Here is a 25,069-nt window from a genome sequence, read left to right on the forward strand (position 1 = left end):
GTTCGTGGTGGGCGTGGCGTCGGTTTCGACTCGCTTCGCTCGCTCAACCCGTTTCGACTCCGCTTCGCTCCGCTCAACGACCGGGGTGGGGGCCGCTTCGCTCCGCTCAACGACCGGGAGTGACTGCGCTTCGATCGGCGCATTGTCGCTGGTTGAGCGACCGAGCGCAGCGAGGGAGTCGAAACCGCCCGGACGACCCTCCGCCCCGACCGCCACCCTTCGGGTCGCCAGGGCGAGGGTCTCCGGCTCGTGGGTCGCCAGCACCACCGTCGCGCGGGAGGCGCGGGCCCGGACCGCGGCGCGGACGCGCTCGGCGGAGGCGGCGTCGAGATGTGCGGTCGGCTCGTCCAGCACCAGCAGCGTCCCGCCGAGGTCGACCCGCGCGAGCGCCCGTGCCACGGCCAGGCGCCGCAGCTCTCCGGGGCTCAGCTCGGCGATGCGGGAATCGGCGACGTGCGCGAGGCCCAGCTCGGCAAGCGCGGTGACCGGATCCGGCGCGCCGAACAGCGCGAGCTCCTCGCGAGGGGTGTCCGTGAACCCGCGCGGTGCCTGCGGGGCGTACGCGACGCGATCCGGGTCCGTCCCCTCGATGGATCCGGACACCTCCGCATCGGCCGGGAGGGTGCCGGCGAGCGCGGCGAGCAGCGTCGACTTGCCCGCGCCGCTGGGGCCCGTGATCGCGGTCATCCCCTCGAGACGCGCGTCGACGCCGACGAGCGTCGGGGTCTCGCGATCGGCGTACCGGACCGTGAGGCCACGCACCGAGACAAGGAGATCTCCGCGAGACGAGGAGGATTCGGCGGCATTCCTCCTCGCCTCGGGCACTTCTCCGCGTCCCAGGATCGCCCGCAGGCGCTCGAGCGCCGAGAGGCCGTTCTGCGACGAGTGGAACGCGGTGCCCACATCGCGCAGCACCGCGTAGCACTCGGGCGCGAGGATGAGCACGAGCAGCGCCGCCTCCAGGCCGACCGTGCCGTGCATCAGGCGCAGGCCCAGGACGACCGCGACGAGCGCGACCGAGATCGTCGCGATCAGCTCGAGCGCGAGCGCGGAGAGGAACGCCCAGCGCAGCGTCTCCTGCGTGCGGGTGCGGTAGCCGTGCTGGATGTCGTCGAGCGCGCGGGACTGCTCGGCCACACGGCCGAGGCCCACGAGCACGGGAAGGCCGCGCGCGAGCTCGGTGAGGTGGTCGGCGAGCCGGGCAAGCGCCCGGAGGGCCTCGTCGGTGCGGGCCTGCGTGTGTCGCCCGATCAGCACCATGAAGAAGGGGATGAGGGGAACGGTCACCACGATGATCGCGGCGCTCAGCCAGTCGGCGCCGAGGATGCGCAGGCCAACGATCGCCGGCACGACCACTGCCGCGATCATGGCGGGAAGGCTGCGCACGTAGTAGTCGTCGAGGTCCTCGAGCCCGTCCGTGGCGAGCACCGCGATCCCGCCCTCGCGCTCGCCGGGGTCGCCGTCGGCGATCCTGCGCCACAGGTCGCGGCGCAGCGTGCGCTTGACGGCGATCGCGACCCGATGCGCGACGACGTCCGTCGCCCATCCCGATCCGGCTCGCAGCAGCGCCCCGGTCGCGCCGAGCAGCAGGATGCCGCCCGCGTCGACCTCGCCCCGCTGCAGCCCCGCGATGCCGGCGGCGACGGCGCCCGCGACGAGGACGAGACCCAGGGCGCGCAGGGCCGCGAGCAGCCCGAGGCCCAGCACCGCGACCGGCCGCACCGGGCCGAGCTCGGGCCGCCGGGCGGGCGGCTTCGGGCGCGCGGCCTCGATCTCCCAGGGGTCGTTGGACACCGCGTCGGACACCGTGTCGGACACCGAGGCCGCGGGGCCTGCCTGCGGGATCACTTGGCGCGCAGGATCGCGGGAACGAAGCTGTGCGCCTCGGGGATCGCGCCGGGGCCGACGCGCTTGCGGAACACCCAGTACGACCACGCCTGATAGGCGATGACGATCGGCAGGCCGATCGCCGCGACGACCGTCATCACTCCCAGCGTGTAGGGGCTGTTGGAGGCGTTCGCGACCGTGAGGCCGTGGGCCGGGTCGAGCGTGGAGGGAAGCACGTACGGGAACATCCCGGCGAAGATCGATCCCGCGCCGAACACCATAAACGCGGCGTATCCCGTGAACGCGAAGCCCTCGCGCCGGGCGCGGGCGTTCCACCAGCCGAACGCCGCGGCCGCGACGGCGAGCACGACCAAGGCCCACGACAGGATGTTCCCGCCGTGCTGGAACTGCACCCACAACGCCCACACCGCGGCGGGCAGAAGCCCGAGCGGACCCCACGTCGCCGCGAAGTCGCCGGCGCGCTCCCGCACCGGGCCGTCGCTCTTGAGCGCGAGGAAGGTCGCGCCGTGGGTGAGCGCGAACCCGACGAGCGCGAGCCCGCCGATCACCGCGGGGAGCGTCAGCCAGACGAACGGATGCCCGACGCGGTCGCCGTGCTCGTCGAGCGGCAGGCCCGTCGACGTGATCGCGAGCGCGGCACCGATGCAGAACGCGACGACCGCGGATCCGATGCCGAGCGCCCAGGTCCAGAACCGCGCCCAGCGCGGGTCGGCCACCTTGCCGCGGTACTCGATGCTGACGGCGCGCAGGATGAGCCCGAGCAGCGTGATCGTGAGCGGCACGTAGAGCGCGGAGAACAGCGACGCGTACCACATGGGGAACGCCGCGAACATGGCGGCGCCGGCCGTGATGAGCCACACCTCGTTGCCGTCCCACACCGGGCCGATCGTGTTCAGCATGACCCGGCGGTCCTTGTCGTCCTTCGCGCGGAAGATCATGTGCATCCCGACGCCCAGGTCGAAGCCCTCGAGCACGAGGAAGCCGACCCAGAGCAGGCCGATCGCGATGAACCAGACGATTGCCAGAGGTTCCATTTCCGACTCTCCTTCGCGATCAGTAGGCGAACGACAGGACGTCGTTCTTCTTGTCGCCATCGGAAGCCGGAGGCTGCCGATCATCAGACCTGTCGTCGTCCGGATGCTCATCCGGTCCGCGGTCGGTCCGCTCGATCCCGTGCTCCATGTCGGGCATCGCCCCGGCGACGCCGCCGCGCGTGTACTTGACCATCAGGCCGATCAGCACGACGAGCAGGATGCCGTACACCGCGGTCAGCGAGATCACCGAGAAGAGCAGCTCGCCCACGGTGGTGCCCGGCGAGACCGCCGCGGCGGTGAACATGAACACCGCGTCGCCGGTCCCCCAGTAGTCGGGGTTCGGGGCGACGACGAACGGCTGCCGGCCGAGCTCGGTGAAGATCCAGCCGGCGATGTTCGCGGCGAACGGGGCGAGGATGCCCAGCAGCGCGAGCCGCATGATCCACTTCGAGGCGGGGACCGTGCCCTTGCGGGTCAGCCAGAGCGCCACCACCGCCGCGCCGGCCGGGATCGCGCCCAGCCCGATCATCAGCCGGAAGCCCCAGTACGTCACCCACATCAGCGGCACGTACTCGATGTCGCGGCCGGCCTGGTCGCCGAGCCGCGGGTCGTCGGGAAGCTGAGCGCCGAAGTTCTCGACGTACTGCGGCTCGAGGTCCTGGATGCCGGGCATCTCGGCCCCGAAGTCTCCCTTGGCGAGCCAGCCCAGCACGCCGGGCACCTCGATCAGGGTCTGCACGTCTGCGCAGTCGACGGCTCCCGGGTCGCCGATCGAGAGAACGGAGAAGGATGAGCCGGTGTGGCACGCCGCCTCCGCGGCCGCCATCTTCATCGGCTGCTGCTCGTACATGAGCTTGCCCTGGATGTCGCCCGTGATGGCGACCGCCCCGAAGCCGACGATCGCGACGAGCGCGCCGATCCGGAGCGAGCGCAGCCACACGCCATGGTCCTTCTCGTCGCGCCCGGCGATGTCCGGATGCGATCCGACGACGACGCGGCCATCCTTGCCCACCGTGTCGATGCCGTCGTGGCGACGGCGCCACAGGTGGTACCAGGCGATGCCGAGCAGGAACATCCCGCCGACCATCAGCGCCCCGGCGATCACGTGGGCGAACGCGGCGATCGCGGTGTTGTTGCCGAGCACCGCCCAGATGTCGGTCATGACGGGGCGGCCGTCGGCGTCGAGCTCGACGCCGACCGGATGCTGCATCCACGAGTTCGCGACGATGATGAAGTACGCCGAGAACCAGGATCCGGTGACGGCGAGCCAGAGCGCCGCGAGGTGCACGCCCTTGCGCAGGCGCCCCCAGCCGAAGATCCAGACGCCGAGGAAGGTCGACTCGGCGAAGAACGCGAGCAGGCCCTCCATGGCGAGCGGGGCGCCGAACACGTCGCCGACGAAGCGCGAGTACTCGCTCCAGGCCATCCCGAACTGGAACTCCTGCACGAGGCCGGTGGCCACGCCGAGGATGAAGTTGATCAGGTACAGCTTTCCCCAGAACTTGGTCATCCGGAGCCAGCGCTCGTCGCCCGTGCGCACCCAGGCCGTCTGCATGAGCGCGACCCCGACGCCGAGGCCGAGGGTGAGGGGAACCAAGAGGAAGTGATAGACGGTGGTGATGCCGAACTGCCAGCGGGCGATGTCGAGCGGATCCACGGGGGCCTTCCTGTCACGAGGACCTCGGCTGAATGGGGGGAGAGCAGTGAGGTCCCGGCCTGTTGCCGAAGCTACTCCGGCGAAGCGATTCTACAAACCGTAGAAGTAGTTCTACAGGTGGTCGAATCAGTTCGTCTCGATGTCGAACTAGTTCTACGCCGCAGCGAAGTCGCGTACCCTGGGAGAGGACTCGAACGGCGGGTGGAGGTGCGGATGAGCAGTCTGGGTGAACTCGAGCGCTCCGTCATGGACGTCCTCTGGGACAGCGACGAGGCCGCGCTCACCGCGTACGACGTGCAGGAGCACCTCGAGCGCGAGCAGGGCCGGCAGCTGGCGGCGACCACGCTGCTGACCGTGCTGTCGCGCCTCGAGAAGAAGGGCTTCGTCGCCTCCGACCGCTCGGCCCGCCCGCACCGCTACCGCGCCACCGCCAGTCGCGTCGACCACGTGGCCGAGCTGATGCACGAGGTGCTCGGCGACGCCGGCGACCGCAGCGCTGTGCTCGCGCGCTTCGTCGGCGGGGTCACGCCCGAGGACGCCGACGTGCTGCGGCGCCTCCTCGCCGGCGCAGCCTGATGGCATGACGGCAGGTCTCGGGCGCCGGCCCCTCGTCGGCGGAGACGTCGTGCCGGCGGCCTTCGAGATCGACGCCGTGCTGCTGATCGCGCTGCTCGCAGCGACGATCGCCGTCCTGCTCGCCTGGCCCGTCCCGATCCTGCTCTCGCGCGCCGCGTGGCCCGCCCGGGCGCCGGGCTGGGCGCTGCTGCTGTGGCAGGTGATCGCCCTCGCCGGTGGCCTGTCGATGATCGGCGCGCTGCTGTTCCTCGGCGGGGCGCTGCTGCCCTGGGACTGGGCCGCGTACATCCTGCCCGCCGCGCTCGCCGCGTACCTGCTCGTGCACCTCGTGATCACCGTCGTGCAGTTCGAGCGCCAGCGCCGTCGCCACCTCGCGCTGCTGAACATGCTGTCGGCGCCGCATCCCACGCAGGCGCGCACGCGCGTGCTGGATGACGCGGCCCCCGTCGCGTACTGCCTTCCGCGCGGGATCGGATCCGTCACCGTGCTCTCGCAGGGGCTGCTCGACGGGCTGGATCAGGACGAGCTCGCCGCCGTCATCGCCCACGAGCGGGCGCACGTCGAACAGCGTCACGAGGTGCTGCTCGTCGCGTTCAAGGCGTGGCGCGACGCGCTGCCCTGGTTCCCGATCGCCGCCCGCGCCGAGAGCGAGGTCGCCGCGCTCGTGGAGATGCGCGCCGACGACAGCGCGCGCCGCTCGCTGCGCTGGACGGGAGTGGATCCGGATGCGGTGCTCGCGCGCGCCATCCTGCGGGTGGCGGGGCCCACCGGGCCCGCGGAGCACGCCTCGTCCCGCCGAGATCGCCACCGCGACCGGTTCCTGCGCCTCGGAAGGCGCGCGGGCTGAGCCGGTGAGGCCGGGCGCCATGCGCGCGACCTGCGGATAGGGTGGCGTGACGATGGGGATCTCGCGACGCACCTTCTTCGTCGGCGCCGGCGCCGGTGCCGTCGCCGTCCTGCTCGCATCCTGCACGGGCGAGACGCCCGCGCCGCCGCCCTCGTCCGCGCCCCCGACGACCGCGCCGACGCCCACGGGCTCCGCCATCCCGACGGCCGCACCGCTTGTGCCGGCGGCGTTCGCGCGCAGCGCGTGGGCGGCCGACCCGTACGCGCGCGGAGCGGCGAGCTTCACGCCGCACGGCGCGAGCACCGACGATCGCGCGACGCTCGCCGAGCCCGTGGCCGACCGCGTGTTCTTCGCCGGTGAGGCGACCTGGCACCAGCCCGGCACGCTGTCGGCGGCCCTGCGCTCGGGCGAGCGCGTGGCCGACGACGTGCGGGCGGCCGCCTCGGAGGGCGAGCGCATCGCCGTGGTCGGGGCGGGCCTCGCGGGCGCGGTCGCCGCGCGCCGTCTTGTGCAGTCCGGGTTCGAGGTGAGCGTGATCGAGGCGCGCGACCGGGTGGGCGGCCGGCTCCACGCGCTCGCCGACGACTCCTGGCCCGTGCCCCCGCAGCTCGGCGGATGGCTGCTCACCGACGAGGACGGCGAGCTCGCGTCGAGGCTCGCGGCGCTCGAGATCGAGACCGAGCCCCTCGAGGGGGAGGCGGCGATGTCGGGCGACGGAGAGGTGGACGCGCCGCCGGCGGGTCCTGTCGAGGCCGCGATCGCGTGGGCGCAGCCGCGGGCCGCCGATCCCGCGCTCGCGGAGGCGCTCGTCGAGTCGGGGGCGGATCCCGAGGCGCCGCCCACCGCCGCCTTCCTGGCGCTGCTCGCCGCGACCACCGGAGCCGATGCGGCTGACCTCTCGAGTTGGTTCCCGCCCGAGCTTCCCGCCCGGGAGCCGACCGCGATCACGTCCGACGCCGCGGCCCTGATCGAGTCGCTCGTCCAGGACATCCAGGTCGCGCGCTCGACCACGGTCGTGGGCGTCGTCTACGACGACTCGGGTGTGAGCCTGCGGCTCGGCACGGGCGAGGCCATCTCCGTCGACCGGGTCGTGCTGACCGTGCCGCTCGGCGTGCTGCAGGACGAGGGGATCGAGTTCGAGCCGCCGCTGCCGTTCTCGCACCGCGGGGCGATCGCGGCGCTCGGCATGGGCGACATCGAGACCATCTGGCTGCGGTTCGACGAGGACTTCTGGCAGACCGACGCCGCGCTCTGGCACGTCGTCGACGGCGACGCCGCCATCCGCACCTGGATCAATCTGAAGCCCGCGACCGGCGAGAACATCCTCGTCGGCCGGATCGGCGGGGCCGCGGCACGCGAGTTCGCCGAGCTGTCCGACGAGGATGCGGTGGCGCGGGCGGTCGCGTCACTCGAGCTGTTCCGCCCCCCGGCCTGATCCTGCCGCGGCCCGTCGCCTTCGCCGCGCATGGTGGCGCCGGCTGAGCAGCACGAGCGTCACCGAGACGATCGCGAAGACGCCGAGGGCGGCCCCGCTCGTGAGCAGGAACTCGGGAGGCCCGCTCACCTGGCGCAGATCGAGGAAGTAGTACGGGTACCAGCCGATCACCGAGCCGCGCCACATCGTCACCGCGCCCCAGAGCACCGGGTACGTCAGCACGATCGGCACCACCCGCCACGGCGCGGGCCGCCTTCCCGCGGCGAAGGCCCAGTCGACGAGGGCCAGCGCCGGCACCCAGAAGTGAAGCAGCTGGTCCGACCAGGGCACGTCGATCCGGATGGCGCGTTCGCCCGCCTGCCAGACGAGGAATCCGAACACGATCCCCGCCGTGGTCGTCCAGCTGAGCGCGATCGTGCGGGCCATCGTCAGCCACGGCGGATCCGTCATCCGGTGCAGCGCGTCGACGCCCGAGATGATCCAGACGCACGCGAACAGGATGTTCGACTCCATCGTCAGGTAGGCGAGGAAGTTCGCTCCCGCGATCGTGTTGGAGCTCAGCCCCCAGAACAGCCGGTGCACGAGCGCGACCACGCAGATCGCCGCGATGGTCAGGCGGATCCAGCCGGTGACGGCCGGATGCCACCAGCTGAGTGCGGCCAGGTGCTGCCACCTGCGGGTCGGGCGGGCTATCACCGTCGGGGCGCTCTCCGATCCGGCGCTCGGGTGCGCGCCATTCGTCGAGTCTATGAGCCGCGTCGCGGCGGCCTCACGGGCACTGGCTCGCGGTGGCCGCCGGTGCGGTCAGGCGTGGTCGACGAAGTCGTATTCCTGGAACCGCGCCACCTCGGTCGTCCACCGCTGCTCGACGAACCCGACGTGCGCGGGGTGGGCGTTGTAGGCGTCATAGGCGGCCTGGTCGGCGAACCGCATGCTGAACTGCCAGCGCAGGTCGCTCTTCGGGCTGACCTGCTCGCGCACCGTGAAGTCCTCCACGCCGGGGATCCCGGTCAGGATGCGCCGCCCGTCCTCCAGGAAGCGCGCCTCCTCGGGGGAGCCGGTGGCGTGGGCGAGCGTGAAGACGACGGTGTGCAGGATGGCCATGCCCGCAGCGTAGGGCCTCAGATCCGGCGCCAGTCGTCGCTCTCCAGCGCCGCGCCCGCCATCGGTCCCATCTGCAGCATGCCGCCGTCGACCGGCCAGGATGCGCCGGTGACGTAGGACGAGGCCGGCGAGGCGAGGAACGCGATCACGGCGGCGATCTCCTCGGGCACGCCGGGGCGGCCGAGCGGGATGCCGGGGCGATGCGTCTGCGCGGCCTGCGCCGGGTCGATGTCGGTCATCGGCGTGGCGACGAGCCCCGGTGCGACGGCGTTGACGGTGATCCCGTGCTCGGCGAGCTCGATCGCCATGGTCTTGAGCAGGCCGCCGAGGCCGTGCTTGGCGGCGTCGTAGGCCGAGGACCCCATCAGCGGCTGGTGCTCGTGCACGCTCGTGACGCCGATGATCCGTCCGCCGCGGCCCCTCGAGACCATCAGCCGCGCGGCGCGCTGCATGACGACGAACGCCCCTTCGAGGTCGGTGGTCACGACGCGGCGCCATCCCTCGAGATCCACGTCGAGGAACGGCACGCTGTCGCCGGTGCCGGCGTTGTTGACGAAGACGTCGACGCCGCCGAGCTCCTCGGCCAGCCGGTCGATCACGTCGCCGCAGCCGGGGACGTCCATCAGGTCGAGCTGCGCCACGACGGCCTTGCGTCCCTCGGCCTCGACGAGGCGGGCGGTCTCGCGGGCGCCCTCCTCGTCGGAGTGCCACGTGACGCCGACGTCGAGGCCGGCGCGGGCGAGGGCCACGGCCGTCGCCCGGCCGATGCCCGAGTCGGATGCGGTCACGATCGCCGTGGCCGGCTGGAAGGTCAGGGGTTCGGTGGTCGGCTCGTTGGTCACTTCGGCTCACTCCGTTCGCTCGATGCATCGCGTGTCCCTGCATTCCATCCGGACCCGGTGTCATCCGGAACCGCCTTGACAATGTGCGACGCGACCCGCCCTGGCGCCGTCCCGACCTCGCGGGTTACGCTGTGTGCGTCACGCGCACGAATGTTCGCAGAGCGGACAGCGCGAAGCCAGCGAGGAGGCCGGATGATCGACAAGACCGTCGCGAGCGTCGAGGACGCCGTCGCGGGGATCGAGGACGGCTCGACGATCATGATCGGCGGGTTCGGACGGGCCGGGCAGCCCGTCGAGCTGATCGACGCGCTCATCGCGCACGGCGCATCCGACCTCACGATCGTGAACAACAACGCGGGCAACGGCGACACGGGCCTCGCGGCGCTGCTCGCGGCGAAGCGCGTGCGCAGGATCATCTGCTCGTTCCCGCGGCAGAGCGACTCGTGGGTGTTCGACGGCCTGTACCGCGCGGGCGAGATCGAGCTCGAGCTCGTACCGCAGGGCAACCTGGCCGAGCGGATCCGCGCGGCGGGGGCAGGCATCGGCGCGTTCTTCTCGCCCACAGGCGTGGGCACGCAGCTCGCCGAGGGCAAGGAGGAGCGCGAGATCGACGGCCGCCGCTACGTGCTCGAGTATCCGATCCGCGCCGACTACGCGCTGATCAGCGCCCTCAAGGGCGACCGCTGGGGAAACCTCGTCTACCGCGAGACCGCGCGCAACTTCGGTCCGATCATGGCGACTGCGGCGGCCACCACGATCGTGCAGGTCGATGAGATGGTCGAACTCGGCGCGCTCGACCCCGAGGCCGTCATCACGCCCGGGATCTTCGTCGACCGCGTCGTCGCGGTCGGGCAGCGCCGCTGGCTGCGCGACGGCGCCTTCGTCGGCGGCGTCGACATCGAGGGTCGCCCGCTCGAGACGGCGGCAGCCAACCCGGAGGGGGAGGACCTGTGACCACCCGCATCAGCCGCGACGACCTCGCGGCGCGCATCGCCGCCGACATCCCCGAGGGGTCGTACGTGAACCTCGGCATCGGCGCCCCGACCCTTGTCGCGAACTTCCTTCCCGCCGACCAGGAGATCATCCTGCACACCGAGAACGGCCTGCTCGGGATGGGACAGGCTCCGGAGCCCGACCGCATCGATCCGGATCTCATCAACGCCGGCAAGCAGCCCGTCACCGCACAGCCGGGAGCGGCGTACTTCCACCACGCCGACTCGTTCGCGATGATGCGCGGCGGTCACCTCGACGTGTGTGTGCTCGGCGCGTTCCAGGTGTCGCAGGGCGGCGACCTGGCGAACTGGTCGACGGGCGCGCCCGGGGCGATCCCGGCCGTCGGCGGGGCGATGGACCTCGCCATCGGCGCGAAGCAGGTGTTCGTCATGACCGACCTGCTCACGAAGCAGGGCGAGTCGAAGCTCGTTGCCGAGTGCACGTATCCGCTCACGGGAGTCGGATGCGTGACGCGCGTCTACACGGATCACGCCGTCTTCGACGTGACCGAGAGCGGCTTCCGCGTGCGCGAGCTGTTCGGCGACAACACCCTCGAGGGGCTCGAGGAGCTCACCGGCCTGACGTTGGAGGACCGACCATGACAAGCACGTTCATCTACGACGCGGTCCGCACCCCGTTCGGCAAGGCCGCCGGCGCGCTGTCGGGCGTGCGGCCCGACGACCTCGCCGCCACGGTGATGCGCGCCGCGGTCGAGCGCACCGGGCTCGACCCTGCGCTCATCGAGGACGTGATCTTCGGCGACGCCAACCAGGCGGGCGAGGACAACCGCAACGTCGCGCGTTTCGGCGCGCTGCTCGCCGGGTTCCCGGTCACGGTTCCCGGCGTGACCGTCAACCGGCTCTGCGGATCGTCCGTCGAGGCGGTCATCCAGGGATCCCGCGCGATCGAGGCGGGCGATCACCGGATCATCCTGACCGGCGGGGTCGAGTCGATGAGCCGCGCGCCGTACGTGGTCGAGAAGGCGGCGAAGCCCTTCTCGGCGGTCGGCAACCAGACGATGTGGAACACGGCGATCGGCTGGCGGATGACCAACCGCGCGCTGCCGACGGAGTGGACGATCTCCAACGGCGAGAGCGCCGAGAAGCTCGCGGCGATCTACGACATCTCGCGGGAAGACCAGGATGCGTTCGCCGTGCGCAGCCACGAGCTCGCCGCCCGGGCGTGGGCCGAGGGAATGTACAACGCCGAGATCGTGCAGGTCGAGGGCGCCGAGTTGGCGCGCGACGAGGGGATCCGCGACGGCTCGACCGTCGAGAAGCTGGCGGGCCTGAGGGCGCTGTTCGCGAAGGACGGCACGGTGACGGCCGGCAACTCGTCGTCCATCAACGACGGGGCGTCGGCGGTGCTGCTCGGTGCGGAGGGCGCGATCGACGTCGAGCCGCTCGCGCGCATCGCGGGTCGCGGCGTGCACGGGAACGAGCCGGATGTGTTCGGCGTCGCGCCCGTCGAGGCCGCGAACAAGGCCCTCGCCCGAGCGGGGAAGACGTGGGCGGATGTCGACGTCGTGGAGCTCAACGAGGCGTTCGCGTCGCAGAGCCTCGCGTGCATCCGGCAGTGGGACATCGACCCCGAGAAGGTGAACATCCACGGCGGCGCGATCGCCATCGGACACCCGCTCGGCGCATCCGGCGGCCGCATCATCGGCCACGCCGCCCACGAGCTCAAGCGCCGCGGCGGCGGCGTCGCGGTCGCCACCCTCTGCATCGGGGTCGGCCAGGGCCTCGCCGTGGTGCTGGAGCGATGAGGATGCTCCACCCCCTCCGTTCGTTGAGCGAGGAGCGCCGGCGACGAGTCGAAACGCCGCACGGATGAGCGACGTCGACCCCCGCGGGCCCGACTCCCGCGAGTACGTGCAGTCCTTCGCGCGCGGGCTGACGGTCATCCGGGCGTTCGACGCGGATCATCCGCGCCTGACGCTCAGCGAGGTCGCCGCCCGCGCCGAGGTCACCCGCGCCGCGGCCCGGCGTTTCCTGATCACGCTCGAGCACCTCGGGTACGTGCGCAGCGGCCGGCGCCGTTTCGAGCTGACCCCGCGCGTGCTCGAGCTCGGCTTCAGCTACCTCTCCGCACTGTCTCTACCCGAGGTGGTGCAGCCGCACCTCGAGCGGCTTTCCCGCGAGGTGGGGGAGAGCGTGTCGGCCGCGGTGCTCGACGGCGACGACATCGTCTACGTCGCGCGCGTGCCCGTGCGCAGGATCCTCAGCGTCGGGATCCAGATCGGCACCCGGTTCCCCGCGCGCGACACGAGCATGGGCCGCGTGCTGCTCGCCGCCCTCGCCGAACGCCCCGCCGACCCGGAGTTCGCCGCCGAGCTCGATCAGATCGCCGACCAGGGCTGGGCGATCGTCGAGGCGGGGCTCGAGCCGGGGCTGCGCTCGGTCGCGGCCCCGGTGCACGGCCGCGACGGCCGCGTCGTCGCCGCCGTGAACATCCCGACGTCAGCGAGCCTCGTGCCGCTCGAACGGCTGCGCGCCGAGCACCTTCCCGCGCTGCTGCGCACCACGGCCGCGATCGACGCCGAGCTGCGCCACCTCTGAGGGCTGCGCGGTCAGCCGCGGCGGACGGTGAACTCGCCGCCGTCCGGATCCGTCAGCCAGACGGCGCCATCCCGCCGGCCGAGGAACCGCGCGCCGAAGTCGATCAGGCGTTCGACCGCCGCGTCGGCGTCGGAGGCGACCAGGTCGAAGCGCTGGCGGGTGCCGCCGACGTCGGGCGGCGCGTCCTCGCCGTCCCACGCGATCTTGGTGCCGCCGTGGGGCGACTGGATGGCGAGCTGCTCGCCCTCGTCCCACACCACCGCCCAGCCGAGGGCGTCGCGCCAGAAGGTCGCGCCGGCGCGCGTGCCCTCGCACGTGACCTCGCCGAGAGGCCCGCAGCCGTCGAGGTAGGCGTTGCCGGGTTCGATGAGGCAGAAGTCGTAGCCGGCGGCGTCCGACATGTAGACGATGTGCCCAGGCGGCGGTGGCTTCGTCCCGCGCCTGCGGCCGCCAAGGCGCAGCGCCCTCTCCAGCGTGTGCCGCTGGTCGTCGACGGTCGCGATCGTCACGTGCAGGTGGAGGCGGTCGGGGGCGGCGTCGGGCGTCATCAGCTGGACGAAGCGGATCCCGACCTGCGTCTCGTCACCTGGAACGAGCATCCCGTCCGGCTCCTCCAGAGCCTCCCGGCCGAGCAGGCCGGCCCAGAACGCGCCGGCAGTGCGGGGGTCCTCGGCCTCGAAGGCCACCGCCTCGAGCCGCAGGCTCACGCGCGGCCCCGGGGCGTCACGCGGGGTCCTCCAGGCGGAAGCCCACCTTCAGGGTCACCTGGAAGTGCAGCACTCCCGTGCTGTCGGCGTGGCCGCGCGTGGACACCACCTCGAACCACTCGATGTTGCGGACGGTCGCAGCCGCGCGCTCGAGGGCGCTGCGGATCGCCGCGTCCGTTCCCTCCGGCGATGAGCCGACGATCTCGCTGACGCTGTAGGTGTGAGACATCCTCGTCCTCCGTCCCGCCCGCCGGGCGGCGGACCTCCGTCCCGACAGTCTGCTCCGCCGCGTCGCCGAGCGGAACCGCAGGACGCGGATCAGGCGCGATCGGGGATCGACGCGTGTTCGATGTGCGGGTGCCGCGGGATGAGCAGCGAGAGCACGCACGCGCCGACCGCGGCCGCGGCGCCGAGCCAGAAGCAGACCACGAACGCGTCGCGGCTCGGCACGGCGACGCCGCCGACGTTCACGGTGAGCGCCGCGAGGACCGCGGCCATCACCGCCGAGGCGACCGAGGTGCCGAGCGAGCGAAACAGCGCGTTGATGCCGTTGGAGGCGCCGGTCTCGTGCGACGGCACGGCGCGCATGATGAGCATCGGCATCGCCGCGAAGCTGAAGCCGACACCCACGCCGATCAGGATGTTCGCGACGAGCAGGTGCCAGACCTCGCTCGACCACAGCAGCAGGAACAGGTAGGAGACCCCCACCGCGCCCGTGCCGAACGCGAGCATGAACCGCGCGCCGAGGGTGCGCTCGAGCCAGCCCGACAGCGGCGAGATCACGAGCATCACGAGGCCGGACGGCATCACGATCAGCGCCGATACGAACATCGTCTGCCCGAGCCCCGCGCCCGACTCGACCGGCAGCTCGAGCATCTGCGGCAGCGTCACGTTGGTGCCGAACAGCGAGAAGCCCATGCCGATCGCGGCGAGGTTCGTGAAGAGCACGGTCGGCCGCGCGGCGACGCGCAGGTCGAGAAGCGGATCGGCGGAGCGCAGCTGGTACCAGCCCCACAGGAGCAGGATCAGGATCCCGCCGATCCCGGATCCGAGTGTTGCCGGCGACAGCCATCCCCAGTCGGCGCCGCGGGAGATCGCGAGCAGCACGCCGACGAGTCCCGCCGCGAGCCCGGCGGCGCCGACGAAGTCGAACCTGCCGGGGGTGCGCAGCGTGCTCGGCGGCACGAACAGCGCCACCAGCACGAGCGCCACGACGCCGAGGGCGGCAGCCAGCCAGAACAGCAGGTGCCAGTTCAGGTGCTCGACGATCAGGGCGCTCACCGGCAGGCCGACCGCGCCGCCGACGCCCATGGTGGCGCTCATCAGGGCGACCGCGGTGCCGAGGCGGGCGGGCGGCAGCACGTCGCGCATGATCGCGATGCCCAGCGGGATGACGCCCGTCGTGGCGCCCTGCAGCGCGCGCCCGATGACGACACCGCCGATCCCACCCGCGAGGGCGGCGACGAGCGAACCGGCGATCAGGAGGCCGATCAGCACCAGCACGATCCGGCGCTTGCCGTACATGTCGCCGAGCCGGCCGGAGATCGGCGTCGCGCAGGCAGCGACGAGCAGGGTGATGGTCACAACCCAGGCGGTGTCGTCGCGGTCGGCGTTCAGCAGGTGCGGAAGCTCGGCCTGGATCGGCACGACGAGCGTGAACATATACGCCGAGCAGAGACCGGTGAACGCCAGCACGCCGACCGTCAGCCACTTCGGGGTGGAGGTCGTCAGCGCGCGTCTGTCATCTCGTCCACCCATCTCGCCAGGCTATCGGCGGTCAGAGGGGCAGGGCTCGGCCGGGCGGGACCGGGGGTGGGCCTTCCGCGATCCCGGGGCCGTCGTCGGACGTCCTCCGCTCGCCCGCGCGTGCGACCGCCTGCGAAAAGCACGAGACTGATCCCATGCGAACCATCCGCGACCTCGACACGGTAGAGCTCATCATCCAGGCGCAGGACCTGTTCGACTCGCTGCGTCGGTCCGAGCGCACGATCGACGCGGGGACGCTCCGCGCCCTGCAGCAGTCGGGCAACTACGTGGTCGGGCTGTTCGACGGCGACGGCGACGAGCAGCACATGGTCGGCGCGTCGATCGCCTTCTTCGGCGCTCCCGGCCGGCGCACGATGCACTCGCACATCACCGCCCTGCTGCCCGAGTACCGCGGCCGCGGCTGGGGCCGCGAGCTCAAGGAGCACCAGCGCCAGTGGGCGTTCTCGCGCGAGGTCGGCAACATCACCTGGACGTTCGACCCGCTCGTCGCCCGCAACGCGCACTTCTTCCTCACCGTTCTCGGCGCGCGGGTGACCGGCTACGCCGTCAACCAGTACGGGATCTTCGGCGGCGGCGACGCGGGCGATGAGAGCGACCGCCTCGACGTGGAGTGGGCCCTCGCGGACATCGCCAAGCCTCCCGCGGAGGAGGACGTCGTCGCCACGGTCGAGATCCCGGGCGACGTCGAGACGATGCGTGTGGATGACCCGGCCGCCGCGCATGAATGGCGCACGGCCCTGCGCGGCCAGATGGAGGAGCAGTTCGGCCGCGGGCTGAAGATCGCGGGCTTCGACAGCGCGCGCGGATACTTGTTCGTGCGCGCCTGATGCTCGGGCCCGACTGGATCCCGCACCGTCGCGGCATCGATCGCGAGCTGATCGGCTGGATCCGCCCCGAAGGCGACGAGTGGTCGCGGTCTCGCTGTTCGGCGCCGACGTGAGCGGTCCGCTCGACTGGGTCGAGGCGGAGGACGCGCTCGAGGCGATCGGCCTCGCCTGGCTCGCCGAGCCGTGGATGCTCGAGCGGGACGGCGCGGATGCCATCCGGGTCCGGATCGTGGACGTCTCGCCGGCGACGCTCGACGGGCCGGGACGGGTCGTCGTGAAGACCGAGGACTGGGGTGCGATCGACGTGCCGTACGAGACGCACGAGCTGCCCTGGCCCCCGGCGCGGCTGCGCCCGCTGCGGCCCGGGGAGGGCGCGTCACCCTGGGGATGAGCGCCGCCGTTGACGCGCCGGGCACGACGTGGCTCGATAGTCGCATGCGGGATCGGCGACGGCGCGGAGGGCGTGCTGCCCTGGTGCTTCTCGGGGTGCTCGCGCTCGCCGGATGCGCCCCGGCACTGCCGTCGCTGTCACCGTCCGCCGCGGGTGGTTCGCCGGGCCCCACGGGACTGCCCGAGTCGCAGGCGCCCGACGGCGTCGTCCCCGGCCGGCTCCCCCCGCCGCTCGTCATCGCCCACGAGGTGCCGTATCCCTCGGGCACGCTGTTCGATCCGGTCCGGGATGACGCGGTGACGTACCTGACGCGGTCGCCCATCCTGGCCCAGAGCCTCGCCCCGTTCTCGTGTGAGCTCTCGACGATCTCGCCGCGGGATCAGGCTCAGGTGCGCGTCCTGGGGGTGGAGGCGGTCGCCTGCCTCGACAGGGCCTACCGGCCGCTCGTCGAGGCGGCGGGATTCGAGTTCACCTCCCCGGTGCTCGAGTTCTCGGAGATCTCCTGCGGCGAGAACAGCTCGACGGGCGAGTACTGCGTCGACACGGCGGCGATCTTCCTCGATGCGCAGCACGTGCTCGGGCAGTACGGCGACACGCGCCTCGGGCCGCTGTGGGTCGTCGCCCACGAGTACGCGCATCACCTGCAAGGGCTCGCTGGCCTGTGGGACGCGCGACTCGCCACTCTCGCCGCCGGCGTCGACGACCTCGAGGCGAACCGCCGCTTCGAGCTGCAGGCGACGTGCCTCGGGGCGCAGGCCCTCGCCGCGTGGGATCAGGCGGGCTGGAGCGGACGGGACGCCGAGGAGTTCGTCCGGCAGTTCGGCCCGACCGACACCGACACCCACGGAACGGGCGAGTCGAACCTGTCGTGGATCGCCACCGGCTTGTCCAGCGGCGAGCTGATCGCCTGCGACACCTGGTCGGCCCGCCCGGCCGACGTCGACTGACTACGCCAGGGCGTCGAGCAGGGGCCGCGGATCCGGCGCGTCGAACGTGCCGTGGAACGCGACCGCGTCGGCACCGGCGGCAGCGAGCTCCTCCGCGCGCGCCCGGAGCACGCCGCGCAGGTCGGGCTGGGCGGGATCGACCTCGGCATACGTGATCACGCGGGGGAGACCGTCGCGGCCGGATGCGGCGCGCCCCTCCTCGACGATCGCGCGTGCGGAGCGGAGCGCCTCGGCGTCGGTGTCCCCCACGAGCAGCACGCCGTCGGCGAGCTCGCCCGCGAGGCGCAGGGTCTTCTCCCGGGTGGCGCCGAGCACCAGCTCGGGCGGCGCCTGCGGGGCCCAGTCGAGCGCGACGCCGTCGAGCTTCACGTAGCGGCCATCGGCATCCACCTTCTCGCCGTCGAGCAGCGCCCGCACCGCCGTTGTGTACTCGCGCAGCAGCGTGAGCGGCGACTCGGCGCGCGCACCCACCTGCCCCATCCAGTCGAGCACGCCGTGCCCGAGCCCAGCGATCACGCGCCCGGGTGCGAGGCGCTCGAGCGTCGCGAGCTCCATCGCCGCGAGCGCCGGATTGCGCAGCGGCACCGGCAGCAGCCCGATGCCGACCTTCACGCGCTCGCTCCACGCGAGGGCCGCCGCCGCGGTGGCGATGCCGCCCTCCGAGAAGCAGTCCTCCCAGAGCCACAGCTCAGCGACGTCGGTCGCGTCGACCGCTTCGACGATCTCGCGCAGCGCCTCCGGCGGCGACTGCGGACGGAAGATGACACCGAGGGTGGGGAGGCTCATGCCGTCATCCTGACAGCGGGGACGGACATCCGACAGGCAACGACGCTCGCGAGGGCGCCGGGCCGCGGGATCCCAGGGCCGGCGGCGGGCACGCGCGGGGCACGAACTAGGATTGGGGTATCCGCGCGCCTCTCGGTGCGCCACCTCCCGATCCTTCCCGACCATTGGAGCCACCGTGGCCGAGCCCTCCCGCCTCGACAAGGTCATCAGCCTCGCCCGCCACCGCGGGTTCGTCTTCCAGGCGGGAGAGATCTACGGCGGATCGCGGTCGGCGTGGGACTACGGCCCCCTCGGCACCGAGCTGAAGGAGAACATCCGCCGCCAGTGGTGGCAGACGTTCGTGCGCGGCCGCGGCGACATGGTCGGCCTCGACTCGTCGATCATCCTGCCCTCGAAGGTGTGGGAGGCGTCGGGCCACGTCGCCACGTTCACCGACCCGCTCGTCGAGTGCCTGCAGTGCCACAAGCGTCACCGCGAGGATCACCTCATCGAGGCGTTCGCGGAGAAGAAGGGCCGCCAGCCCGAGAACGGCATGGCCGACATCGCCTGCCCCGACTGCGGCACGCGCGGTCAGTGGACCGAGCCGAAGTCGTTCTCGGGTCTCGTGAAGACCTACCTCGGCGTCGTCGACGACGAGTCGGGCCTCTACTACCTGCGCCCGGAGACGGCCCAGGGCATCTTCGTGAACTTCGCGAACGTGCTCACCGCGTCGCGCAAGAAGCCGCCGTTCGGCGTGGGCCAGGTCGGCAAGGCGTTCCGCAACGAGATCACCCCCGGCAACTTCATCTTCCGCACGCGCGAGTTCGAGCAGATGGAGATCGAGTTCTTCGTGCCGCCGGCGGATGCCGCCGAGTGGTTCGATCACTGGGTCGACGCGTGCTGGAACTGGTTCCTCGACCTGGGCATCGACCCGTCGCACATGCGCAAGCTCGACATCCCGGATGGCGAGCGCGCCCACTACTCCGACCGCACGATCGACGTCGAGTACGACTTCGGCTTCCCCGGCAAGGGCTGGGGCGAGCTGATGGGCATCGCGAACCGCACCGACTTCGACCTGACGAACCACATCAAGGCCTCGGGCAGCAAGCTCGAGTACTTCGACCAGGCCTCGGGCGAGAAGTACGTGCCGTACGTGATCGAGCCGTCGTTCGGCCTCACCCGCTCGATGATGGCGTTCCTGATCGACGCGTACACCGAGGAGGAGGTGCCGAACGCGAAGGGCGGCACCGACACCCGCACGGTGCTGAAGCTCGACCCGCGCCTCGCGCCGGTGAAGGTGGCCGTGCTGCCGCTGTCTCGCAACGAGCGCCTCTCGCCGCTTGCGCGCGAGGTAGCCGACGACCTGCGCGGCACGTGGAACGTCGACTTCGACGACGCCGGCGCGATCGGACGTCGCTACCGCCGCCAGGACGAGATCGGCACGCCGCTGTGTGTGACGATCGACTTCGACTCGCTCGATGACCGCGCCGTGACGGTGCGCGACCGCGACACCATGGGCCAGGAGCGCGTGCCGCTCGAGAACCTGCGCGCCTACCTCGGCGAGCGCCTGCGCGGGGCCTGACCCCAGCCGCGGGCGACGGCGGATCAGCCGGTGACGGTGATCCGCACGCCCTCGGCCCCGCCCCCTCGGTGCGGGCGAGGCAGCGCGTGAGGATGGCGCGCAGCACGTCCAGATCGACCGCGTCGAGCTTCTTGAGGTAGAGACAGCCGCGTCCCGTGGTGTGCGGGCCGAGGCGCGCGAGCTCGTCCGGGTAGGCGCCCGTGTCGTCGAGGTAGATCGTCGTGGCGGTCTTGCGCGGGGAGAACGCGAGCACGGGCATGTCGCCCTCGGTGCCGGTCGGGTAGACGTAGTGGCACGCGCCGAAGCCGATGATCGTCCCCCACAGCACGGGATCGCGGCCGCTGACCTCGCGCATCAGCTCGATCAGCTCCTGCGCGTCCGTGCGCCGGCGCTCGGGCGTCACGCCGAGCAGGAAGGCGCCGAGGTCACCGCCCGTCGGCTGCATCTCAAGCCTTCGCGGCGGCCTTCGCCGCCCGCTTGTACTCGCGCACCTTCGCGAGGGTCTCGGGGCTGGTGATGTCGGCGACGGAGCGGAACGAACCCTCCTCGCCGTAGGGTGCGGCGGCCTCGCGCCATCCTGCCCCGGCGAAGCCGTACTGCTTGCCGAGCAGCGCGAGGAAGATCCGGGCCTTCTGGTCACCGAAGCCGGGAAGGGCCTTCAGGCGCTTCAGCACCTCCTTGCCGTCCGGATCGCCGGTGCCGTTCGAAGGACGTGTCCAGATCGCGGCGGCGTCGCCGCCCCACTCGTCGACGATCGTCTGGCAGAGCGTCCGCACCCGGTCCGCCATCGATCCGGGGAACCGGTGCACGGCCGGGGTCTGCCGGAACACCTCGATGAACGCCTCCGGGTCGTAGGCCGCGATCTCGCGCGAGTCGACGGATCCGATCCGCTGCCGGATCTTCTCGGGACCCATGAACGCCGTCTCCATCGCGATCTGCTGATCAAGCAGCATCCCGATGAGCAGAGCGAGCGGGTTGTCTGTCAGCAGCGCGTCGGCGTCGGCGTCGCCGGTGATCGTGAGGGCCATGGGTCCATTGTCCGTCGGATCTCCGCCGGTCGACATCACACGCCGATCCGCGAGCGCGCACGGGGACGGTGAGAGTGCATCCGTGCGGATGTGTCCTCGCGCGATGGATGGGCTCCCGGCGTGGGCGCGTGTCGTCGGGGGACGCCGAAGCAGATCAGCCCAGCGCGGCCGCGCCCGTGACGGGGCAGGCACCAGCGGGCTCGGCGGCGGCGTCGGCCGGCTGCGCGGCGGCCTCCGCGGCCTCGACCGCGGGGCGCACGTCCACGCCGAACAGCGTCTCGATCGCGGCGAACACCTCATCGGCCCGGCCCTGGCGCGCGTACTCGGCGGCCCGCACGGTGGGGGTGTGAAGCAGCGTGCCGACGAGGTGGCGCAGTGCCGCCTCGGCCTCGGGGCGCCGGCCGATCTCGGCCTCGAGCAGGCCGAACACGTGCTGGCGCAGCGCGACGATCGCCGGCTGGGCGCTGCGGCCGCGGCGTCCGTCGGTGAAGCGCGCGGCGGCATCCTTCACCATCTGGCGGGCGGCATCGGTCGCCTGCAGCTCCTCGAGCGGCGCGTGAAGGCGGATCGTCTCGAGGTCGAGCAGCGTCACTCCCGGAAGCTCGCCGACGGCGGGGTCGACGTTGCGGGGGAGGCCCAGGTCGATCACGAACAGCGGCTTGTCGAGCCCGGCGACGGTCGCGGGGGTCACGACCGGCTCCTCGCTTGTCGTGCACGTGATGATGATGTCGCTGCGGATGGCGGTCTCGACGAGGGTCGCCTTGGTCGTGTGCGCGATCCCGTACTTCTCGCCGAACTTCGCCCCGCGGCCGGAGGCGGAGAACACAGTGATGTCGGTGACGCCGCGCTCGCGCAGGGCGGCGATCGTGGCCGCCGCGTACATGCCGGTTCCCATCAGCAGCACGCGCTGGGTGGTCCAGTCGGCGAGGCGGCTGTCGGTCAGCTCGAGAGCGAGGCGGACGAGCGAGCGGCCCGCGCGGCCGAGGGCCGTCGCGTTCTTGATCGCCTTCTGCGTCTCGGTGGCGCGCTGGAACATCCGCTCCAGGTCGCTCGTCGTCGTGCCGAGCTGGCGCGCGTCGGTGAGCGCGCGGCGCACCTGGCCGCCGATCTCGCCCTCGCCGATCACGACCGACTCCAGGCCCGCGGCGACGGCGAAGAGGTGCTCGGCCGCCTTACCGTCGGTCTTGACCGCGTAGGAGCCGGCGAACTCCTCGGGGCTCAGGCCCGAGGCCGAGCGCATCGCGTCGGCGATCACCAGGGCGGTGTCGTCGCTGTCGGTCTCGACGTACGCCTCGATGCGGTTGCACGTCGAGAGCACGACGACGCCGTCGACCGAGGGGGCGATGAGCGGCGTGATCTTGTCCGCGCCAGGCGCGGAGAGCTGCTCGAGCACGTCGAAGGGCGCAGTCTTATGACTCGCGGTGACACACAGCAGCACGATCCGATTCTACGCCGCGTCGAAACCGCGGGCTGAGTCCCGGCTGGGCGGCCGCCCCGGATGGTTCGACGTCGAGGGACCGCGCGATGGACGGCCAGGGGATCCTGAAGGTGAACGCGGCAAGATGGGGGAATGCCCTCTGCCGACGCGCCCCTGCTCCGCGCACTTCGTGGTGACCGTCCCGAGACCGCCCCGATCTGGTTCATGCGGCAGGCGGGGCGCTCGCTTCCCGAGTACCGCGAGCTGCGGGTCGGCACGCGGATGCTCGACGCGTGCCTGACGCCCGACCTCGCCGCCGAGATCACGCTGCAGCCGGTGCGCCGTCACGGCGTCGACGCCGGCATCTTCTTCAGCGACATCGTCGTCCCCCTGCGCCTCGCGGGCATCGAGGTCGAGATCGAGCCGGGCCGCGGCCCGGTGTTCGCGTCTCCCATCCGCACGGCCGACGACGTCGCGCGGATCACCGCGATCGACCCGGCGGAGGTCGCCGCGGCCGCGGATCCCGTGCGCGAGGCGGTGCGCCTCACGGTCGCCGAGCTGGACACGACCGGGACGCCGCTGATCGGCTTCGCCGGTGCGCCGTTCACCCTCGCGGCGTACCTCGTCGAGGGCGGTCCCTCGAAGGAGCACCTCCGCGCCCGGGCGATGATGCAGGCGGATCCCGACTCGTGGCATCGCCTCGCCGGCTGGCTCTCCGGCGTCTCGCGCGCGTTCCTTCGGGCGCAGATCGAGGCGGGCGCCGCCGCGGTGCAGCTGTTCGACTCGTGGGCCGGATCGCTGGATCCGGATGTCTTCCGCCGCTTCGTCGCGCCGCATTCGAAGGCGGCGGTGCAGGATCTGCCCGTCCCGGTCATCCACTTCGGCGTCGGCACCGGTCCGTTCCTCGGCGACATGCGCCTCGACGGGGTGGCGTCGGCCGTCGGCGTCGACTGGCGCCTGCCGCTCGACGAGGCCGCGGCGATCATCGGCCCCGACACGACGCTGCAGGGGAACATCGACCCCGCGCTGCTCGGCGCCCCGTGGGAGGTGCTCGAGCAGCACGTGCGCGGCGTCGTCGAACGCGGCCGCGCGGCGCGCGCCCACGTCGTCAACCTCGGCCACGGCGTGCCGCCCGAGACCGACCCGACCGTCCTGACGCGCGTCGTCGAGCTCGTCCACTCGCTCTGACATGACCGCCGACGTCGGGAGTCTGTTCGAGCACGCGCACGCAACCCGCGTCGCGGTGATCGGCGGTGGGATCGCGGGGCTCGTCGCCGCGCGGGAGTTCGCCAAGGTCGGGATGACCGTGACGCTGCTCGAGGCGACCGATCGCCTCGGCGGCGCCATCCGCTCCGGCGAAGTCGACGGCATCGCGCTCGACCTCGGCGCCGAGAGCTTCGCCACCCGCGGCGGGCACGTGCGGCGCCTCATCGACGAGCTGGGCCTCGGCGACGCGGTCGTCGAGCCGAACCGCGCGGGCGCGTGGGTCGCCGGACTTCCCGGCGGCAAGGCGGCGCCGCTGCCGAAGGGCGGCATCCTGGGCATCCCGGCGAACCCGTTCGCGGAGGACGTCCGCCGGGTGATCGGCTGGGCCGGCGCGTGGCGCGCGTACCTCGACCGGCTGCGCCCGCCGCTGACCATCGGCCACGAGCGCAGCCTCGGCCGCCTCGTGCGCTCGCGCCTCGGCTCAGCGGTGCTCGACCGGCTCGTCGCCCCCGTGACCAGCGGCGTCTACTCGGCGCGGCCCGACGACATCGACCCCGACATCGCCGCCCCCGGCCTGAACGCCGCCCTCACGCGAGCCGGATCGCTGACGGGCGCGGTCGCCGAGCTCACCGCCGCCCGCTCCGGCGAGGGCAAGGCGCCGGGAGCCGCGGTCCAGGGCCTCGCCGGCGGCATCGGCCGGCTCGTCGACGCGCTCGCCGCGTCGCTGCGCGAGCAGGGGGTCGACCTCCGCACGACGACTCCGGTCGCGTCGCTCGACCGAGCGGGAGGCGGATGGCGCATCCGGGTCGGCGAGGAGACGGTCGAGGCGGATGTCGTGATCGTGGCGACCGAGGAGTCGGCCGCCCGCGCGCTGCTCGCCCCGCATGTGCCCGGCCTCGCGGCCGAGCCACCTGCCCCCGGTCCGGTCGTCCACGTCGTCACGCTCGTGCTCGACGCCCCCGAACTCGCGGCCGCGCCGCGCGGCACCGGCGTGCTCACCGTGCCCGGCGCCTTCCGCGCGAAGGCCCTCACCCACGCGAGCGCCAAGTGGAGCTGGATCGCCGAGCGGGCCGGCTCGCGGCGCCAGGTCGTCCGGGTGTCGTTCGGCGCGCAGGGCGAGGCGCCCGTGACCGACGGGATGGCGGACGACGAGATCGCCGCGCTGGCGGTGGAGGAGGCGTCCGCGCTGCTCGGCGTGCCGCTCAAGCGCGCGCAGCTGCGGGGATTCGCCATCGCGCGCTTCGCGCAGTCGCAGCCCGCGGCGACGATCGGGCTGCGCGAAGCGACCGAGCGCACCCGCGAGGCGATCCGATCCGTCCCCTCCCTCGGTGCTGCGGGCGCCTGGCTCGCGGGGACCGGCCTCGCCCAGGTGGTGCCCGACGCGGCCGAAGAGGCCGATCGCGTGCGCCGGGGCGCGCTGTTCGGCTGAGCGCGCGCCAGGAGATCCCGCGAACCGAGGATGATCCGGTCGCGGATCTCCGCATCTCGCGGGATCCTCCGCGTTTCGCGGCGCCCGAACCGCGTGCGCGACGCGCCCT

The 25,069-nt window shown here is 72.4% G+C and carries 25 protein-coding genes; 13 read left to right on the forward strand and 12 right to left on the reverse strand.

Going from position 1 to position 25,069, the window contains the following annotated elements:
• From IR155_RS09780 to IR155_RS09790, 3 genes are all read right to left on the reverse strand, one after another.
• On the reverse strand, positions 1-1,848 hold a 1,848-nt coding region (locus IR155_RS09780), incomplete at its 3' end, for an ABC transporter ATP-binding protein/permease (RefSeq protein ID WP_135114647.1).
• Positions 1,845-2,882: a cytochrome d ubiquinol oxidase subunit II gene (gene cydB / locus IR155_RS09785; RefSeq protein WP_135114648.1), complete on the reverse strand. Its 1,038-nt coding sequence runs from the start codon at positions 2,880-2,882 to the stop codon at positions 1,845-1,847. The genes IR155_RS09780 and cydB, both read right to left, overlap by 4 nt.
• A gap of 19 nt (positions 2,883-2,901) precedes the next feature.
• Complete coding sequence (locus tag IR155_RS09790) at positions 2,902-4,539, reverse strand: cytochrome ubiquinol oxidase subunit I (RefSeq protein WP_135114649.1); 1,638 nt, start codon at positions 4,537-4,539, stop codon at positions 2,902-2,904.
• Positions 4,540-4,752: 213 nt separating this feature from the next.
• Here IR155_RS09790 and IR155_RS09795 point away from each other — a divergent pair, with 213 nt between their 5' ends.
• From IR155_RS09795 to IR155_RS09805, 3 genes are read left to right on the forward strand one after another with little or no spacing between them, the layout of a single operon-like run.
• On the forward strand, positions 4,753-5,115 hold the full coding sequence (locus tag IR155_RS09795) for a BlaI/MecI/CopY family transcriptional regulator (protein ID WP_135114650.1): 363 nt from the start codon (positions 4,753-4,755) through the stop codon (positions 5,113-5,115).
• A 4-nt stretch (positions 5,116-5,119) separates the two neighbouring features.
• A complete protein-coding gene (locus tag IR155_RS09800; RefSeq protein ID WP_135114651.1) occupies positions 5,120-5,962 on the forward strand; it encodes a M56 family metallopeptidase in 843 nt (280 codons plus the stop codon).
• Positions 5,963-6,014: 52 nt separating this feature from the next.
• Positions 6,015-7,397, forward strand: a complete 1,383-nt coding sequence (locus tag IR155_RS09805) for a flavin monoamine oxidase family protein (protein WP_135114652.1) — start codon at positions 6,015-6,017, stop codon at positions 7,395-7,397.
• Here IR155_RS09805 and IR155_RS09810 read toward each other — a convergent pair.
• The 3 genes from IR155_RS09810 to IR155_RS09820 all read right to left on the reverse strand — a co-directional run bounded on the left by IR155_RS09810 (position 7,368) and on the right by IR155_RS09820 (position 9,343).
• Positions 7,368-8,093 (reverse strand): Pr6Pr family membrane protein, encoded by a 726-nt coding sequence (locus IR155_RS09810; RefSeq protein WP_135114653.1) that lies wholly within the window; start codon positions 8,091-8,093, stop codon positions 7,368-7,370. The two genes, IR155_RS09805 and IR155_RS09810, sit on opposite strands and share 30 nt — an antisense overlap.
• Before the next feature lie 108 nt (positions 8,094-8,201).
• Positions 8,202-8,501 carry a Dabb family protein gene (locus IR155_RS09815; protein ID WP_135114654.1) on the reverse strand — a complete coding sequence of 100 codons (300 nt, stop codon included), beginning with the start codon at positions 8,499-8,501 and terminating at the stop codon, positions 8,202-8,204.
• A 17-nt stretch (positions 8,502-8,518) separates the two neighbouring features.
• Complete coding sequence (locus IR155_RS09820) at positions 8,519-9,343, reverse strand: SDR family oxidoreductase (protein WP_233441169.1); 825 nt, start codon at positions 9,341-9,343, stop codon at positions 8,519-8,521.
• 192 nt (positions 9,344-9,535) lie between these two features.
• On the opposite strand from IR155_RS09820, the gene IR155_RS09825 reads away from it, so the two are divergent.
• The 4 genes from IR155_RS09825 to IR155_RS09840 all read left to right on the forward strand — a co-directional run bounded on the left by IR155_RS09825 (position 9,536) and on the right by IR155_RS09840 (position 12,894).
• Complete coding sequence (locus IR155_RS09825; RefSeq protein WP_135114655.1) at positions 9,536-10,297, forward strand: 3-oxoacid CoA-transferase subunit A; 762 nt, start codon at positions 9,536-9,538, stop codon at positions 10,295-10,297.
• The gene (locus IR155_RS09830) at positions 10,294-10,938 is read left to right on the forward strand and encodes a 3-oxoacid CoA-transferase subunit B (protein WP_135114656.1); all 645 of its coding nucleotides are present in this window, start codon (positions 10,294-10,296) and stop codon (positions 10,936-10,938) included. Before IR155_RS09825 ends, IR155_RS09830 begins: the two co-directional genes overlap by 4 nt.
• Positions 10,935-12,101 carry a thiolase family protein gene (locus IR155_RS09835; protein WP_135114657.1) on the forward strand — a complete coding sequence of 389 codons (1,167 nt, stop codon included), beginning with the start codon at positions 10,935-10,937 and terminating at the stop codon, positions 12,099-12,101. The genes IR155_RS09830 and IR155_RS09835 overlap by 4 nt, the downstream gene beginning before the upstream one ends.
• A gap of 64 nt (positions 12,102-12,165) precedes the next feature.
• The gene (locus IR155_RS09840; RefSeq protein ID WP_135114658.1) at positions 12,166-12,894 is read left to right on the forward strand and encodes an IclR family transcriptional regulator domain-containing protein; all 729 of its coding nucleotides are present in this window, start codon (positions 12,166-12,168) and stop codon (positions 12,892-12,894) included.
• A gap of 11 nt (positions 12,895-12,905) precedes the next feature.
• Here IR155_RS09840 and IR155_RS09845 read toward each other — a convergent pair whose 3' ends face one another.
• From IR155_RS09845 to IR155_RS09855, 3 genes are all read right to left on the reverse strand, one after another.
• Positions 12,906-13,601, reverse strand: a complete 696-nt coding sequence (locus IR155_RS09845) for a VOC family protein (protein ID WP_135114659.1) — start codon at positions 13,599-13,601, stop codon at positions 12,906-12,908.
• A 16-nt stretch (positions 13,602-13,617) separates the two neighbouring features.
• Complete coding sequence (locus tag IR155_RS09850) at positions 13,618-13,830, reverse strand: dodecin (RefSeq protein ID WP_135114660.1); 213 nt, start codon at positions 13,828-13,830, stop codon at positions 13,618-13,620.
• Positions 13,831-13,919: 89 nt separating this feature from the next.
• Entirely contained in the window at positions 13,920-15,359 is a 1,440-nt protein-coding gene (locus IR155_RS09855; protein WP_135114661.1) for an MFS transporter, read from the reverse strand.
• A 143-nt stretch (positions 15,360-15,502) separates the two neighbouring features.
• Between IR155_RS09855 and IR155_RS09860 the strand changes: the two genes are divergently transcribed.
• The 3 genes from IR155_RS09860 to IR155_RS09870 all read left to right on the forward strand — a co-directional run bounded on the left by IR155_RS09860 (position 15,503) and on the right by IR155_RS09870 (position 17,533).
• Positions 15,503-16,195, forward strand: a complete 693-nt coding sequence (locus IR155_RS09860) for a GNAT family N-acetyltransferase (RefSeq protein WP_135114662.1) — start codon at positions 15,503-15,505, stop codon at positions 16,193-16,195.
• A gap of 79 nt (positions 16,196-16,274) precedes the next feature.
• Positions 16,275-16,586, forward strand: a complete 312-nt coding sequence (locus tag IR155_RS09865) for a hypothetical protein (protein ID WP_228066987.1) — start codon at positions 16,275-16,277, stop codon at positions 16,584-16,586.
• A complete protein-coding gene (locus tag IR155_RS09870) occupies positions 16,583-17,533 on the forward strand; it encodes a neutral zinc metallopeptidase (protein WP_135114663.1) in 951 nt (316 codons plus the stop codon). Before IR155_RS09865 ends, IR155_RS09870 begins: the two co-directional genes overlap by 4 nt.
• On the opposite strand, the gene IR155_RS09875 is transcribed toward IR155_RS09870, so the two are convergent.
• Positions 17,534-18,319, reverse strand: coding sequence for an LLM class flavin-dependent oxidoreductase (locus IR155_RS09875; RefSeq protein ID WP_135114664.1), 786 nt, complete (start codon positions 18,317-18,319; stop codon positions 17,534-17,536). It abuts the gene before it with no gap.
• Between the two features lie 175 nt (positions 18,320-18,494).
• Between IR155_RS09875 and IR155_RS09880 the strand changes: the two genes are divergently transcribed.
• On the forward strand, positions 18,495-19,880 hold the full coding sequence (locus IR155_RS09880) for a glycine--tRNA ligase (protein WP_135114665.1): 1,386 nt from the start codon (positions 18,495-18,497) through the stop codon (positions 19,878-19,880).
• Positions 19,881-20,326: 446 nt separating this feature from the next.
• Here the strand turns inward: IR155_RS09880 and IR155_RS09890 are convergent, their stop codons facing one another.
• Together IR155_RS09890 and IR155_RS09895 are read right to left on the reverse strand one after the other, a co-directional pair.
• Positions 20,327-20,908 carry an HhH-GPD-type base excision DNA repair protein gene (locus tag IR155_RS09890; protein ID WP_135114666.1) on the reverse strand — a complete coding sequence of 194 codons (582 nt, stop codon included), beginning with the start codon at positions 20,906-20,908 and terminating at the stop codon, positions 20,327-20,329.
• A gap of 154 nt (positions 20,909-21,062) precedes the next feature.
• On the reverse strand, positions 21,063-22,346 hold the full coding sequence (locus IR155_RS09895; protein ID WP_135114667.1) for a glutamyl-tRNA reductase: 1,284 nt from the start codon (positions 22,344-22,346) through the stop codon (positions 21,063-21,065).
• A gap of 132 nt (positions 22,347-22,478) precedes the next feature.
• Here IR155_RS09895 and hemE point away from each other — a divergent pair, with 132 nt between their 5' ends.
• Positions 22,479-23,513, forward strand: a complete 1,035-nt coding sequence (gene hemE / locus IR155_RS09900; protein WP_135114668.1) for a uroporphyrinogen decarboxylase — start codon at positions 22,479-22,481, stop codon at positions 23,511-23,513.
• Between the two features lies 1 nt (position 23,514).
• Positions 23,515-24,960 (forward strand): protoporphyrinogen oxidase, encoded by a 1,446-nt coding sequence (hemG, locus tag IR155_RS09905; protein ID WP_135114669.1) that lies wholly within the window; start codon positions 23,515-23,517, stop codon positions 24,958-24,960.
• The last annotated feature ends 109 nt before the right edge of the window (positions 24,961-25,069 follow it).

This window comes from Microbacterium paludicola, from assembly GCF_015235415.1.
Classification (GTDB): Bacteria; Actinomycetota; Actinomycetes; order Actinomycetales; family Microbacteriaceae; genus Microbacterium; species Microbacterium paludicola.